Here is a 14,345-nt window from a genome sequence, read left to right as displayed (position 1 = left end):
GACAGTGCCAGCCCAGGCAATCAATCAGCCGGCTGCTTGAACACGTAGAACAGGTTCGGCTCGCTGACCAGGTAAATGGTCCCGGCGTCATCCATCGCAATCCCCTCCGCCTGCGGCACGGTCTGCTTCAAACCCTGAGACCCCTTGCGCAGCGACAGCGTACTCAGCGGTTTGCCCTTCACATCCAGCTCCAGCACCAGCCGCGACTCGTCCGACAGCGCCAGCAGATGCCCGCTGCGCTCATCGAACTGCAGGCTCGACAAGTCCCTCACGAACAACCGCCGGTCACGCTTGCGGTCCTGTACCACATGCACCGCATAGGGCTTCCCAGGATTGTCATGAGGGAAACCATGGACTTCGTAGATCATCATCGGATCCCGCTCCTTGGCCACGAACAGGCGCTTGCCCGCCGAGTCGTAGGCCAGCCCCTCGAAGCCCTTGTTGCCATTGAGGCCGATGCCCAGGGACAGTTGTTCGGCATCGCTGGCGTCGAGGAACAGGGTGTCGTCGTCCAGGCGCACGCGAATCAGCCGCTGCTGGCGCTCGTCGGTGATCACGTAGCTGTTGGGCCCCACATACTCCACCGCCTCGGGGTCACCGAAGCCGGTCAGCGGCACGCGGCGCAGGATACGTCCGTCCAGCGACAGCTCGATCAGCTCCGAGCGGGCATTGGTGACGGTGAACAGGCTCTTGCGGTCGGGGTCGTAGGTCAGCGCCGAGATATCGTCGTCCAGCCCGACGATGGGCTGCGCTTCGATCGCCACCCGGTAGCGATCCAGGCCGATGCTTTGTTCGGCCGGTTGCCACCAGGTCTTGAGGTTGAACCAGCCGCGCTCGAACAGGCGGAACTCATGCCCGGCAGCAGCCAGGACGAGCAGGACAACAAGCACGATGAAGGCGAAGATCAGGCGAAGGTGGCGGCGCATGCGGTCGGACTCGGCGAAAGGAGCGCGTAGCTAACCACTATCAACTGAAGCAAAGCTTAATGCCATCATCCGGCAAGTCTGGCAGTTCAGGGCTTCCTGAAACGATAGAACAGGTTGGGCTCACTGATGATGTACAGGTTGCCCCTGTCATCCATCGCCACACCTTCAGCCCGCGGAATGGTGTCACCCAGGCCGTTGAAGCCACCGAGCAAGGTCATGAAGCTGACCTGCTCGCCCTTCTCGTCCAGTTCGAGCAGCATGTTGGAGTCCGCCGACAGCGCCAGCAGGTGAGCGGTGCGCGGGTCGATGCCCAGTGCCGACAGGTTGCGCAGGTCCAATTCGTCGCTGGGCAGCGGTTGCTTGTCGCCCTTGAGCGGGCCTTGGCCGTCAGTGCTCCAGATGAACAGTTTCGGTGGCCGCTCGGCGCCGATGATCAGCCGCTGCCGGATCTGGTCCCAGGCAATGGCTTCGAAGCCCTTGTTGCCATCCTCGGTATTGCCCAGGTCATAGGGCGGGTAGTCGGCGCGGTTCAGCGATGTCGTGGTGGCATCCACCTTGACCAGCGTCAGGTCATGGTTGCGCTCGTCGACAATGGCGACCTGGCCATTTTCGAGTACCGCCACGCCTTCCGGGTTCGACCAGCCCACCAGGGGAATCTTGCGCAATACATCACCGTCAAGGGTGAGCTCGACCAGGAATGGGTGCTTGCCCATGACCGAGAACAAGGTGCGGGTGTGCGGATTGAACGCGAGGTCCGATGCTTCGTCACGCTCCATGCCCGGCAATGGCTTGGCATCGATGTCGACCACGTAGTCCGGCAGCCAGATGCTTTCCTGGCGCTCGGCCTGGCTTTCGAAGCCTTCCTTTATCCACAGCAGGCCACGGTCATCCCAATGCATGGCCACCACCAGGCCATAGGCGATGATCGCCAGCGCAAGCAGCCACAGCGACCAGCGGGTGATCAGTCGTCGCTTTGGCGGCAGTGATGCGCTGGGGGGATTGATCATCGGACAGGGATCCTGGCAATAGGCGGCGGGGTGGCCGCCACGGTCGGCAAAGGAGCGGGAAACAACGAATTATCCGGATCAATTGTGAAAAAAACGACAAATCCTACCGGCAAGTGCGGCGACGACGGCATTGCGCCGTCGTCGAACTTGGTCAGAGCACCCGGCCTTCGAACCGGCTCGCGCCCGGAAGTTCCAGCACCAGCTCATCGCCCACATTGAACGGCCCCACGCCCGCCGGGGTGCCGGTGAGGATGACATCGCCGGCCTGCAGGGAGAAATGCGTGGCCATGTGCTGGATCATCGGCACGATCGGGTTGAGCATCAGCGCGCTGTTGCCGTCCTGGCGTACCTCGCCGTTAATGGTCAGGCGAATGCCGATATCGGTCAGGTCCTCGAAGGTACCGGCCGACACGAACGGCGGCAGCACGCAGGCACCATCGAAGCACTTGGCCAGTTCCCAGGGCAGGCCCTTTTCCTTCAGCTTCGCCTGCACATCGCGCAGAGTGAGGTCCAGCGCCGGGGCAAAGCCGGAGATGGCGTCGAGCACCTCTTCCTCGGAGGGATGGGTGGACAGAGGCTTGCCCAGCAGCACGGCGATCTCCGCTTCGTAGTGCACCGAACCGCGCTCGGTCGGGATCTTGAAGCCGCCTTCCAGGGGCACCACGCAGCTGCCGGGTTTTATGAACAGCAGCGGCTCGCTGGGGATGGGGTTGTCCAGTTCCTTGGCATGCTCGGCGTAGTTGCGGCCGATGCACACCACCTTGCCCAGCGGGAAGTGGATGCGCGTGCCGTCTACGTACTGGTGCTGGTAACTCATGGCCGACTCCTGTGAATACTGCTTTTTATTCGGGAGCGAAGATCTTACCCGGATTCATGATGCCGTTTGGGTCGAACACCGCCTTGATCGCCTTCATGCAGGCGATTTCCTCCGGGGAGCGGCTGTAGCCCAGGTAGTCACGCTTGGTCATGCCCACGCCATGCTCGGCGGAGATCGAGCCGTTGTAGCGCTCGACGATCTCGAACACCCACTTGTTGACCTTGGCGCAGGAGGCGAAGAAGTCGTCCTTGCTCATGTGGTCGGGCTTGAGGATGTTCAGGTGCAGGTTGCCGTCGCCGATATGGCCGTACCAGACCACTTCGTAGTCCGGGTAGTGCTCGCCGACGATGGCGTCGATATCGCGCAGGAAGGCCGGCACCTTCGATACGGTGACCGAGATGTCGTTCTTGTACGGCGTCCAGTGCGAGATGGTCTCTGACAGGTACTCGCGCAGCTTCCACAGGTTCTTCAGCTGGGTCTCGCTCTGGCTCATCACCCCATCGAGCACCCAGCCCTGCTCCACGCAGTGCTCAAAGGTGGCCAGGGCCTCGTTGGCCACCTCCTCGGTGCTGGCTTCGAACTCCAACAGGGCATAGAACGGGCAGTCGGTTTCGAACGGCGCGGGCACATCACCCCGGGCGAGAATCTTGGCCAGACCCTTGTCGGAAAAGAACTCGAAGGCCGTCAGGTCGAGCTTGCCCTGGAAGGCGTGCAGCACCGGCATGATCGCGTCGAAATCGGGCGTGCCCAGCACCATGGCGGTGAGGTTGCGCGGCGCGCGGTCCAGGCGCATGGTGGCCTCGACCACGAAGCCCAAGGTGCCTTCGGCGCCAATGAACAGCTGGCGCAGGTCGTAGCCGGTGGCGTTCTTGATCAGGTCCTTGTTCAGCTCGAGCAGCTCGCCCTTGCCGGTGACCACTTTCAACCCGGCCACCCAGTTGCGGGTCATGCCGTAGCGAATCACCTTGATCCCGCCAGCGTTGGTACCGATGTTGCCGCCGATCTGGCTGGAGCCGCTCGAGGCGAAGTCCACTGGGTAATAGAGGCCTTGGTCCTCGGCAAACTGCTGCAACTGGCGGGTGACGACCCCTGGCTGGCAGGCCACGGTGCGGTCGAACTCATTGAAGGCCAGGATCTGGTTCATGTAATCGAAGGCCACCACCACCTCGCCATGGGCGGCCACGGCGGCGCCCGACAGGCCGGTACGCCCGCCCGATGGCACCAGGGCGACCTTGTGCCGGTTGGCCCAGCGCACGATGGCCTGTACCTGCTCGACAGACTTGGGGAAGACAATGGCGGTGGGAGCCGGCGGGTAGTGCTTGGTCCAGTCCTTGCCGTAGGCCTCGAGCGAGGCCGGGTCGGTGAGGACCTTGCCAGGGTCGACCAGGGTCATCAGCTCATCAATTACCGCAGACTGGGTCATCGCTGGAACTCTCGACTTATTCATAGTCACCCTGAGCACGCTTCACCTGTCGGCATAAGCTCAGATTGTGTCGCGTATGCTAGCATAGCCCTCCCGCTGTTCGTGCTAAGGCCGACGCCGCGCCGCTTCACCCCCCCTTCGCCATTTTTCTCCGGGATACAGGTTTACGCAGATGAGCAAGACTTCTCTCGACAAGAGCAAGATCCGGTTCCTTCTTCTTGAAGGTGTGCACCAGAACGCGGTCGATACCCTCAAGGCCGCCGGCTACACCAACATCGAATACCTCACTGGTTCGCTGCCGGAAGCCGAGCTGAAGGAAAAGATCGCCGATGCCCACTTCATCGGCATCCGCTCGCGCACCCAACTGACCGAAGAGATCTTCGACTGCGCGAAGAAACTGGTGGCGGTCGGATGCTTCTGCATCGGCACCAACCAGGTCGACCTGGAAGCGGCCCGCGAGCGCGGTATCGCCGTGTTCAACGCGCCCTACTCGAACACCCGTTCGGTGGCCGAACTGGTGCTGGCCGAAGCCATCCTGCTGCTGCGCGGCATCCCCGAGAAGAACGCCTCCTGCCACCGTGGCGGCTGGATCAAGAGCGCGGCCAATTCCTTCGAGATCCGTGGCAAGAAGCTGGGCATCGTCGGCTACGGCTCGATCGGCACCCAGCTGTCGGTCCTGGCCGAGAGCCTGGGCATGCAGGTGTACTTCTTCGACCCGCTGACCAAGCTGCCGCTGGGCAACGCGGTACAGGTCACCAGCCTGCACGAGCTGCTGGGCCTGGCCGACATCGTCTCGCTGCACGTGCCTGAGCTGCCGTCCACCCAGTGGATGATCGGCGAGAAGGAAATCCGCGCGATGAAGAAGGGCTCGATCCTGATCAACGCCGCCCGAGGTACTGTGGTCGAGCTGGACCACCTGGCCGCCGCGATCAAGGACAAGCACCTGATCGGCGCCGCCATCGACGTGTTCCCGGTCGAGCCGCGCTCCAACGACGAAGAGTTCGAAAGCCCGCTGCGCGGCCTGGACAACGTGATCCTGACCCCGCACATCGGTGGTTCCACCGCCGAGGCCCAGGCCAACATCGGCCTGGAAGTGGCCGAGAAACTGGTCAAGTACAGCGACAACGGTACGTCCGTATCGTCGGTCAACTTCCCGGAAGTGGCCCTGCCGGCCCACCCAGGCAAGCACCGCCTGCTGCACATCCACGAAAACATCCCGGGCGTGCTCAGCGAGATCAACAAGGTGTTCGCCGAGAACGGTATCAACATCTCCGGTCAGTTCCTGCAGACCAACGAGAAAGTGGGTTACGTGGTCATCGACGTCGACGCCGAGTACTCGGACCTGGCCCAGGAGAAACTGCAGCACGTGAAGGGCACCATCCGCTCGCGCGTACTGTTCTGAGGTTCACTGCGTCATGAAAGCGGGAGGCCCTGGTGGCCTCCCTTTTTGTTTGGCCAACGGCTAAAACCCGAAGGGCCACTACAAAAATCCACCAATACCACTATCACTCGTTTTTGCCCTCGCGCCACACAACCGTCTCACAGCCTTCCTAGCATGGCCCCATCTCTTCGATGAGGCCTTGCCATGAACGACGCCACGCCAGGCGCACAGATGAAAGTGCGCGGTATCCACAAGCGCTTCGGCGCCTTCACCGCACTCAACGACGTCTCCCTCGATATCGCCGCCGGCGAGCTGGTGTGTCTGCTCGGCCCGTCGGGCTGTGGCAAGACCACGCTGCTGCGCTGCATCGCCGGGCTCGAACGCCAGGACCGCGGGACGCTATACATCGGCGAGCGCGACATCTCCGAGCTGCCACCCCAGGCCCGTGACTACGGCATCCTGTTCCAGTCCTACGCCCTGTTTCCCAACCTCACCGTCGAGGCCAATATCGCCTACGGCTTGGCCGGCAGCAGCCGTGAGGCCTCGCGCCAGCGGGTCGGTGAAATGCTCGAGCTGGTCGGCCTTGCCGGCAGCGAGAAGAAATACCCCGGCCAGCTGTCCGGCGGCCAGCAGCAGCGCGTGGCCCTGGCCCGAGCGCTGGCGCCCTCGCCGTCGCTGCTGCTGCTCGACGAGCCGATGTCGGCGCTGGACGCCCGTGTGCGCGAGCACCTGTGCACCGAACTGCGCCAACTGCAGCGTCAACTGGGCATAACCACGCTGATGGTCACCCACAACCAGGACGAGGCCATGCTGATGGCCGACCGCATCGCCGTGATGAACAACGGCCAGGTCGAGCAGTACGCCACGCCCCAGGAGATCTACGACCAGCCGGCCACGCCGTTCGTCGCCGAATTCGTCGGCCAGGGCAACTGGTTGCCGTTCCAGCGCAGCGGCGACAGCCATGCCCAGGTCGGCGGCCTGCACATGCGTCTGGCGGCCAATGCCGCCGGTGCCAGCAGTGGGCGGCTGTTCTGCCGGCCCGAGGCGATCACCGTCAACCCGGTGGTACACGAGGAAAACCTGTTCCCGGCCAAGGTCCGCGAGATCACTTTCCTCGGCAACCGCTGCCGCATGAGCTTCGAGTTCAAGGCCCTGCCGGGCCACGCATTGCTTGCGGAGCTGGCGCCGGAGGCGATGCCGCGCCTGGGCTCGCAGGACATCTGGGTGGCCCTGCCGCCGCAGAGCCTGCAGGTGTTCGCCTGAGATGGCCGCGCCGATGACCCTGCCGCTCACCTCCACCAAGGCCGCACCTCGCAGTGGTGTCGCTCTGGGGGACCGTCTGTTCGTGGTCGGTGGCAAGAGCCTGCTGCTGGTCTTGCTGGTGCTGGCGGTGCTGATGCCGTTGCTGGCGATCTTCTGGCGCGGTTTCAGCGCTGAAGCCGGGCAGGGCGGCGGCCTGCCGGCGTCCCGTGAGCTGTTCGCCAGCGAGAACTTCCACTGGCTGCTCGGCAACAGCCTGGCGGTGGCCTTCACCGTCGCCGCCATCGTCGTGCCGCTGGCCTACCTGTTCGCCTATGCCCTGCAACGCACGCTGATTCCGGCCAAGGGCCTCTGGCGAGGCATATCGCTGCTGCCGTTGCTGGCGCCGTCGATGCTGCCGGCCATCGCCCTGGTGTACCTGTTCGGCAACCAGGGCCTGCTGCGCGGGCTGCTCAGCGACAACATCTACGGCTTCTGGGGCATCGTCATCGGCGAGGCCATCTACACCTTCCCCCACGCCCTGATGATCCTGCTTTCGGCGCTGTCGCTGGCCGACGCGCGACTGTTCGACGCCGCCTCGAGCATGGGGGCTGGGCCGGCGCGGGCATTCTTCAGCATCACCTGGCCGGCCACGCGCCAGGCGGTGTTCGCCGCGTTCTGCCTGGTGTTCACCCTGACCATCACCGATTTCGGCGTGCCTGTCGTGGTAGGTGGGGATTACCAGGTGTTGGCCCTGGAAGCCTACAAGGCCGTGGTCGGCCAGCAGCAGTTCGGTCGTGGCGCGCTGATCGGCATGGTACTGCTGGTACCGGCGTTGCTCAGCTTCGCCGTCGATGCCTGGTTGCGCCGCCGCCAGGGCGAGGCCATGAGCGGCCGCGCCCAGGTGTTCGAGCCCAAGCCGTCGCGGCTGCGCGATGGCTGCTTCCTGGCCATCGTGCTGCTGGTGTGCGCGGCACTGCTGGCGGTGATCGGCATGGCGGTGTACTCGTCGCTGGTCAAGTTCTGGCCGTACAACCTGTCGCTGTCGCTCAAGCACTACATGTTCGAGGACACCGCCGGTGGTGGTTGGCTGGCCTATCGCAACAGCGTGACCATGGCCATCGGCACCGCGCTGATCGGCAGCGTGGTGATCTTCACCGGCGCCTACCTGATGGAGAAGGCCCAGGGGCAGCGCCTGCTCAACCAACTGCTGCGCCTGCTGAGCTTTATTCCCATGGCGGTGCCCGGCCTGGTGCTGGGCCTGGGCTACGTGTTCTTCTTCAACCTCAACGGCAACCCGCTGCATGTGTTCTACGGCAGCATGGCGCTGCTGGTGGTGTGCACCATCGCCCACTACCTGACCACCGCGCAGATGACCGCCACCACCGCACTGCGCCAGCTCGATGGCGAGTTCGAGGCCGCCGCGCTGTCGCTCAAGGCGCCGCTGTACAGGCATTTCATGCGGGTCACCGTGCCGATTTGCCTGCCGGCGCTGCTGGACATCATTCGCTACCTGTTTGTCTCGGCCATGACCACCGTGTCGGCGGCGATCTTCCTGTACAGCCCCGACACCATCCTCGCCGCCGTTGCCGTGCTGAACATGGACGACGCCGGCAACGTCGGCGGTGCCGCTGCCATGTCGACCCTGATCCTGCTCACCAGCGCTGCCGCATCCTTGCTGCTGGCCGGTGCCTCACGCGGCCTGCTGCGCCGCTCCCAGGCCTGGCGCCAGCGCGCCCCAGGCCATTGACCGACTGCCCACACTGATAGGAACCGCATCATGTTCAAGCCCCTCGCACTTGCCGCTGCCGTATCCGCTGTCTTCAGCCTGCAGGCCTCGGCCGCGACCCAGCTGACCGTCTACACCGCCCTCGAGGCCGAGCAGCTCAAGCGCTACAAGCAGGCTTTCGAAAAGGCCAACCCCGACATCGAGATCAAGTGGGTGCGCGACTCCACCGGCATCATCACCGCCAAGCTGCTGGCCGAGAAGGACCGTCCGCAGGCCGACGTGGTGTGGGGCCTGGCTGCTTCCAGCCTGGCCATCCTCGATCAGAACGGCATGCTCGAGGCCTATGCGCCGAAAGACCTGGGCAAGATCTCGGCCAACTATCGCGACGCCGCCAACCCGCCGGCCTGGGTGGGCATGGACGTGTGGGCCGCTACCCTCTGCTTCAACACCGTCGAGGCCGAGAAGCAGGGCCTGAGCAAGCCGGTGAGCTGGCAGGACCTGACCAAGCCTGAGTACAAGGGCAAGATCGTCATGCCCAACCCGGCCTCGTCCGGCACCGGCTTCCTGGATGTGAGCGCCTGGCTGCAGACCTTCGGCGAACCGCAGGGCTGGGCCTACATGGATGCGCTGCACCAGAACATCGGCCAGTACGTTCATTCCGGCTCCAAGCCGTGCAAGCTGGCGGCCGCCGGCGAGTTCCCGATCGGCATCTCCTTCGAGTACCCGGCCGTGCAGCTCAAGCGCCAGGGCGCGCCGCTGGATATCGTGCTGCCCAAGGAAGGCCTGGGCTGGGAGATCGAAGCCACCGCGGTGATCAAGGGCTCGCCGAAGGCCGATGCCGCCAGGCGCCTGGCCGACTTCTCGGCGAGCCCCGCGGCCATGGAGCTGTACAAGGAGAACTTCGCCGTGCTCGCCGCGCCGGGCATCGCCAAGCCGCAGACCGAGTTGCCGGCCGATTACGAGCAGCGCCTGATCAAGAACGACTTCGCCTGGGCCTCGAAGAACCGCGACCAGATCCTCAGTGAGTGGCGCAAGCGCTACGACGGCAAGTCCGAGAAGGTCGCCCAGCAGTAAAGCCTTCGCGCAGCGAGCCTGTTCCTGCAAGATCGTGGGAGCGGGCTTGCCCCGCTACGGCGTCACATCCGTCAGAACAGGAGCCCGCGTGATGGCAACATCCTCCAAGATTGTCAGCGACATCTTTGCCCTCTATGACCGTCATGGCAGCGCCGACTACATCGGCGAAGCCATCACCCAGGTCGAGCACATGTCCCAGGCCGCCCAGTTGGCGATGGAGGAGGGCTACGACGACGAAGTGATCCTCGCCGCCTTTTTCCACGACATCGGCCACCTGTGCGAGGGCGAGGACATGGGCGGCTATGGCATCGTCAGCCATGAGCGCATCGGCGCCGAGTACCTGCGTCGCTGCGGCTTCAGCGAGCGACTGGCGCGGCTGGTGCAGTATCACGTCGAGGCCAAGCGCTACCTGACCTTGCGCCAGCCCGGCTACTACGCTCGCCTGAGCGAGGCCAGCCGGCGCACGCTGGCCTACCAGGGTGGGGTGATGAACAACAGCGAAGCCGACGCGTTCGAGGCCGATCCTCTGTTCCGGGTGAGTCTGCGCCTGCGTGAGTGGGACGAGATGGCGAAGCTGACCGGGGTGCCCGTGATGGATCTGGAGGTGCTGAAGAGAAAGGCGCTGGCGGTACTTTGATCGATCCGTTTTCCCTTTCCGCAAGATCCCGCATCACTTCTCCAGATGCTCATGCTGTGCCTCTTACCATACTTCCCCTCTTGGCAGCCCACTCGTCGCGACGAGGAGACCTATCACCATGTCGTTCCCCATTGCGATTCTCCCCGGTGACGATAAACATGCCAGGGGTGTGGAAGTCCCTGACATTCCAGGCTGTTTCTCGGCCGGCGAGGACCTCGACAACGTCATTGCCATGGCCCGCGAGGCCATCGAAGGCCACCTCGAACTGCTGGCCCAGGACCAGCAGGAGATTCCCAAGGCCAGCCTGGTCAGCGTGCACGCGGCGAATCCGGCCTATGCCGGCTGTACCTGGGCGCTGATCGACATCGACATCACCCGTTACCTGGGCAAGGCCGAGAAGCTCAACATCACGCTGCCGGCGTACTTGCTCACCCGCATCGACGCGTACGTGCAGAACCATCCGGAGCACAAGAGCCGTTCGGGCTTCCTGGCCGAAGCGGCGCTCAGGATCTTGCAGGGGGACTGCAAGTGATCGGGCGCTCGCGTCCAACGGTAGGCGCACGCTGACGCACAATTCGCCATCGTTTCAGTCCGATCGAGATCTGTAGTTTTAAGGGCCGGATCAACCTGCGTTTGATTGGCGATCCGGGTGGGGGTCGATTGGCCTGTCGAGGTGATCGTCCAGTTGGTTCCAATCCTCCCCGAACAACTCCACCGGATGCATGGTCCGGTCCGCGCCGTTGCCGCATGCCAGTGCCTTGGCCGGGCAGTACAGGTCGCAGCCCCAGCAGATCCGTTCGGGATGGCTGGGGTTGCTGGGAAATCGCTTGGCCATGTTTCCCTCCATGAAGTGAATGCCTGCGCTCAGGCTATGCCGCGCATGGCCAAGGGGCTTGATCGGGGTCAATGCCGCTAGCTGATCGGCCCGGGCGCCTGCACCTGTTTCATCAGGTCGTCGTTCCAGTGGCCCTCGACCTGCACATGCGCGGCGGCGCCGAGCATCACCGCTTCGATCAGGTTGTGGTTGAGGTAGGTGTACAGCCCGGGCTGGCGGAAGGTATACAACGCCGCGCCCGCCGCGCCGCCGGGAATGAACCAGGTTTCCAGGTTGCGCTGCGGCGGGTTGGCGAACTTGCCCGAGGCCCAGACATAGTCGCCGTGGCCGCCGATCAGGTGCGGGCGGGTATCGCGGTTGGCCTGGGAGTGAACGATCAGCACGGTCTCGCCGACCTTGGCGGTGAGCGCCTGCTTGCCGGTCAGGGCACCGACGCTGCCGTTGAACACCACATGGCTGGGCACCAGCCCTTTCATCAGCTGGCTCATGTCACCGAAGCTGGCCATGGGGTTGGCGTAGCGCTTGTACTTGCCGTCCTTGTCGCGGGGGATGTAGTAGTCCTGTTCGCCGATGTACCAGACTTTGTCGTAGCGCAATGGCCGGCCCTCGGGGTCCTTCAGACCATCGCGGGGCAGGACCATGATCGCGCCGTTCATGCCGCACACCACATGCCAGGGAATCATCGCCCCGCCCGGTGCGCAGTGGTATACGAACACCCCGGCACGGTCGGCCTTGAAGCGCAGCTTGACCTGCTCGCCGGGCTTCACGTGGGTCAGCTCGCCGCCGCCGAGGGCGCCGGTGGAGGCGTGGAAATCGATGTTGTGCATCATGCTGTTGCTGGCTGGGTTGACCAGGGTGAGTTCCACGTAGTCGCCCTCATGCACCACCATCAGCGGGCCGGGAACCGAGCCGTTGAACGTCATGGCGTGGATGTAGGCGCCGGCGGTGTCGATGGCCAGTTCTTTCTCTTCGATGACCATGCGGAACTCGACGATCCGCGGCTTGCCCTCGGCACTCTGGGTATGAGCGTGGACTTGCGGCGGCGCCACCAGCTCGACGCTGACACGTTCCAGTTTCGCCAGGCCAACCGCCGGGTCCTGGCCCGGTACGGCGGTCGCGGCCTTTGCCAGGCCACTGCCAAGCGCCGAGGCGCCGACGCCCAGTAACACGGTACCGGCCAGCATGCCACGCCGGGTGAGGGACACGCCTTCTTGCTCGTTCATGGGACTTCTCCTTAAGTCGACGAAAGCCGTCGGGCACAGGAATAGCCGCTTTACAGGTAAGGTTTATTGAGGGAGAACAAGAAGCGGAGAGGGTGGGCAATGTGTCGCAGGGGCTGAAACGAAAAAGCCCCGACATTCGTCGAGGCTTTTGAGGATGGTGCCGGCACCAGGAATCGAACCCGGGACCTACTGATTACAAGTCAGTTGCTCTACCATCTGAGCTATACCGGCACAGGGGCGTCATTATAGCGATGGATTTGCCGCTGTAAACCACTTCGTTGCATCCATCGCACATTCCCCTAAGTCACCGCGCAGAAAGGAGAATTTTCCTACCAGCCGCGGTGAATCGAGTTGACGCTCGGCTCGGGCTGGCCCGGGTTGAAGAACAGCTTGCCGTTGTCGCAGCCGCGCTTGCGGCAGCTGCCGTCGGCGTTGTGCAGGGGCAGGCCGCGGTCGCCGCCCAGTTGCATGCCGGGCATGTTCCAGTTCAACGGGGCGGGCTTGCTCGATGGCGTGCCGCTGGCGCAGCCGGTCATGGCCAGGGCGAGGGTCAGCAGGGCGAAGGGCTTGGTGTGTTTCACGATGTTCGAGTCCGTTCCGGGATCAGTCTTTGTTCAGGATGCGCTGGATGGTGCCGCCGCAGGCCATGTAGCAGGAGTCGTAGTCATTGCCGCAACTGTAGCTGCTCCCCGTGTAGGAGGGGTAGCTCGGGTAGTAGCAACTGTGACGCGCTTCCTTCTTGCTCTTGCCGTTCTTGCAGTACTGGTAGGCCCTCATCTCGGCCTGGTGCAACGCACGTTCGCTGTTCTCCTGCAGGCGCGCCATCTGCTGGCAGTGGTTGCGCTCGGTCGAACAGCTGTTGATGCAATTCATGCCATGCGCGCTGGGCGGTGGCGAGTATCTGTAGGTGTAGCTAGGGCCGCAGCCGGCCAGCAGCAGGCAAGCCAGTATCAGGGCGGCCAGGCCCTTGGGGGAAAATGCCATGGGTGTTGCAGTCCTTGATCATTCGTCGCTGAACTCCAGCAGGTCGCCGGGCTGGCAGTTCAGGGCGCGACACAGCTTCTCCAGGGTCTCGATCTTGAAACCCTTGATCTTGCCGTTCTTCAGCAGCGACAGGTTCGCTTCCGTGATACCGATGATTTCCGCCAGGTCCTTGGAACGCATCTTGTTCCGGGCCATGACGACGTCGAGGCGGATGATTATCGGCATAGGAAGCAGTCAGACATAACAGTTGTGTTCATCGCTGATGGTCTTGGCGTCACGCATGAGCAGCGAGAAGGCACACAGCAAGATGCCTTTCATGATCTCGTAGACAGCCTGCGATGATACACCGATCGAGAAGCTGAAGCTCCTTTCGCCGGCCGGCAGGTCGATGGCCAGGGCCAGGCCCTGCAAGGTGTAGGTCACCGGCCACAGCAACGGGGTGAAGATGCACAGCAGGCCGACCCACCACAGCAGCTTGATGTTGTCCGAGGACCAGGTCTGGCCACGGGACAGCCGATGGAAGAACAGGCCGGTCAGGCTTAGGGCAATGACGGAAATCATTGTCGGGATCATGTCCACGGCCAGTACCAGGCCGATGGCCAGGGGAGATGGCATGTAGCCGGGTTCCAGCAGCAGGGGCATCTGGTCGCCATAGGCCTGCAGGTAGCCGTTGAGCATTTCAGGGAAGTCGAAGATGCAGAGCAACGGGATGGCCGCCAACTCGACGATCGCGGTCGTCCAGGCCAGGTAGGCGGCAAATGTGCCGATGGTGCGTAGGCGCGTACGCGCATAGGCCACGGATCTACTGTTCATGGGGTGCCTCCGTACAGTGATGAACGGGGCGGATTATTCTTGAATAATTATCGTAAAACAATAATTAATTTTGTGTTTTTGACTGTGGCGACGGTTTGTCGCAGGGGGAGGGGGTGAGCATGGCACAGGCCTTGCCGGTGTTCGCGGGTCAGCCCGCTCCCACGCTGAGGAAGCTTGCCTACGCTATAGAGCAGTCGCAGGGTCATCCCTATAGGAACGACTGTGGGGAATATAATTTACGAAGCTTTCAGCAGGCT

16 protein-coding genes and 1 tRNA gene are annotated in these 14,345 nt (G+C 63.4%); 6 read left to right on the top strand and 11 right to left on the bottom strand.

What is annotated here, in order from left to right:
• Positions 1–20: 20 nt before the first annotated feature.
• The 4 genes from ACVWZ5_RS04290 to ACVWZ5_RS04275 form a co-directional block, all read right to left on the bottom strand.
• On the bottom strand, positions 21–926 hold the full coding sequence (locus ACVWZ5_RS04290; RefSeq protein WP_084941183.1) for an SdiA-regulated domain-containing protein: 906 nt from the start codon (positions 924–926) through the stop codon (positions 21–23).
• 86 nt (positions 927–1,012) lie between these two features.
• Positions 1,013–1,933 carry an SdiA-regulated domain-containing protein gene (locus tag ACVWZ5_RS04285; protein WP_084941180.1) on the bottom strand — a complete coding sequence of 307 codons (921 nt, stop codon included), beginning with the start codon at positions 1,931–1,933 and terminating at the stop codon, positions 1,013–1,015.
• A 151-nt stretch (positions 1,934–2,084) separates the two neighbouring features.
• Complete coding sequence (locus tag ACVWZ5_RS04280; RefSeq protein ID WP_050707388.1) at positions 2,085–2,750, bottom strand: fumarylacetoacetate hydrolase family protein; 666 nt, start codon at positions 2,748–2,750, stop codon at positions 2,085–2,087.
• 25 nt (positions 2,751–2,775) lie between these two features.
• Entirely contained in the window at positions 2,776–4,173 is a 1,398-nt protein-coding gene (locus ACVWZ5_RS04275) for an FAD-binding oxidoreductase (protein ID WP_062572525.1), read from the bottom strand.
• Positions 4,174–4,345: 172 nt separating this feature from the next.
• Here ACVWZ5_RS04275 and serA point away from each other — a divergent pair, with 172 nt between their 5' ends.
• The 6 genes from serA (at position 4,346) to ACVWZ5_RS04245 (ending at position 10,765) form a co-directional block, all read left to right on the top strand.
• Positions 4,346–5,575: a phosphoglycerate dehydrogenase gene (gene serA, locus ACVWZ5_RS04270; protein WP_028688490.1), complete on the top strand. Its 1,230-nt coding sequence runs from the start codon at positions 4,346–4,348 to the stop codon at positions 5,573–5,575.
• A 183-nt stretch (positions 5,576–5,758) separates the two neighbouring features.
• Positions 5,759–6,817, top strand: coding sequence for a putative 2-aminoethylphosphonate ABC transporter ATP-binding protein (locus tag ACVWZ5_RS04265; protein WP_062359809.1), 1,059 nt, complete (start codon positions 5,759–5,761; stop codon positions 6,815–6,817).
• Between the two features lies 1 nt (position 6,818).
• On the top strand, positions 6,819–8,543 hold the full coding sequence (locus ACVWZ5_RS04260; RefSeq protein ID WP_062572526.1) for a putative 2-aminoethylphosphonate ABC transporter permease subunit: 1,725 nt from the start codon (positions 6,819–6,821) through the stop codon (positions 8,541–8,543).
• A gap of 30 nt (positions 8,544–8,573) precedes the next feature.
• Positions 8,574–9,596 carry a putative 2-aminoethylphosphonate ABC transporter substrate-binding protein gene (locus ACVWZ5_RS04255; RefSeq protein ID WP_028688487.1) on the top strand — a complete coding sequence of 341 codons (1,023 nt, stop codon included), beginning with the start codon at positions 8,574–8,576 and terminating at the stop codon, positions 9,594–9,596.
• Between the two features lie 91 nt (positions 9,597–9,687).
• Positions 9,688–10,233 (top strand): phosphonate degradation HD-domain oxygenase, encoded by a 546-nt coding sequence (locus ACVWZ5_RS04250; protein WP_457340427.1) that lies wholly within the window; start codon positions 9,688–9,690, stop codon positions 10,231–10,233.
• A 118-nt stretch (positions 10,234–10,351) separates the two neighbouring features.
• The gene (locus tag ACVWZ5_RS04245) at positions 10,352–10,765 is read left to right on the top strand and encodes a type II toxin-antitoxin system HicB family antitoxin (RefSeq protein ID WP_062572528.1); all 414 of its coding nucleotides are present in this window, start codon (positions 10,352–10,354) and stop codon (positions 10,763–10,765) included.
• Positions 10,766–10,855: 90 nt separating this feature from the next.
• Here the strand turns inward: ACVWZ5_RS04245 and ACVWZ5_RS04240 are convergent, their stop codons facing one another.
• The 7 genes from ACVWZ5_RS04240 to ACVWZ5_RS04210 form a co-directional block, all read right to left on the bottom strand.
• Positions 10,856–11,068, bottom strand: coding sequence for a DUF3079 domain-containing protein (locus ACVWZ5_RS04240; RefSeq protein WP_028688484.1), 213 nt, complete (start codon positions 11,066–11,068; stop codon positions 10,856–10,858).
• Between the two features lie 77 nt (positions 11,069–11,145).
• On the bottom strand, positions 11,146–12,291 hold the full coding sequence (nirK, locus tag ACVWZ5_RS04235; RefSeq protein WP_062572529.1) for a copper-containing nitrite reductase: 1,146 nt from the start codon (positions 12,289–12,291) through the stop codon (positions 11,146–11,148).
• Between the two features lie 155 nt (positions 12,292–12,446).
• Positions 12,447–12,522, bottom strand: a tRNA-Thr gene (locus ACVWZ5_RS04230).
• A 98-nt stretch (positions 12,523–12,620) separates the two neighbouring features.
• Positions 12,621–12,872, bottom strand: coding sequence for a hypothetical protein (locus ACVWZ5_RS04225; protein WP_028688480.1), 252 nt, complete (start codon positions 12,870–12,872; stop codon positions 12,621–12,623).
• A gap of 22 nt (positions 12,873–12,894) precedes the next feature.
• Positions 12,895–13,275 carry a hypothetical protein gene (locus ACVWZ5_RS04220; protein WP_084941169.1) on the bottom strand — a complete coding sequence of 127 codons (381 nt, stop codon included), beginning with the start codon at positions 13,273–13,275 and terminating at the stop codon, positions 12,895–12,897.
• Positions 13,276–13,293: 18 nt separating this feature from the next.
• Complete coding sequence (locus ACVWZ5_RS04215; RefSeq protein ID WP_023629980.1) at positions 13,294–13,500, bottom strand: helix-turn-helix domain-containing protein; 207 nt, start codon at positions 13,498–13,500, stop codon at positions 13,294–13,296.
• A gap of 9 nt (positions 13,501–13,509) precedes the next feature.
• Positions 13,510–14,088 (bottom strand): hypothetical protein, encoded by a 579-nt coding sequence (locus tag ACVWZ5_RS04210; protein WP_084941166.1) that lies wholly within the window; start codon positions 14,086–14,088, stop codon positions 13,510–13,512.
• Positions 14,089–14,345 lie beyond the last annotated feature (257 nt).

This window comes from Pseudomonas sp. TE6283, assembly GCF_054060555.1.
The sequence above is the reverse complement of the archived record's forward strand: the minus strand, read 5'-3'. Positions and strand labels throughout refer to the sequence as shown.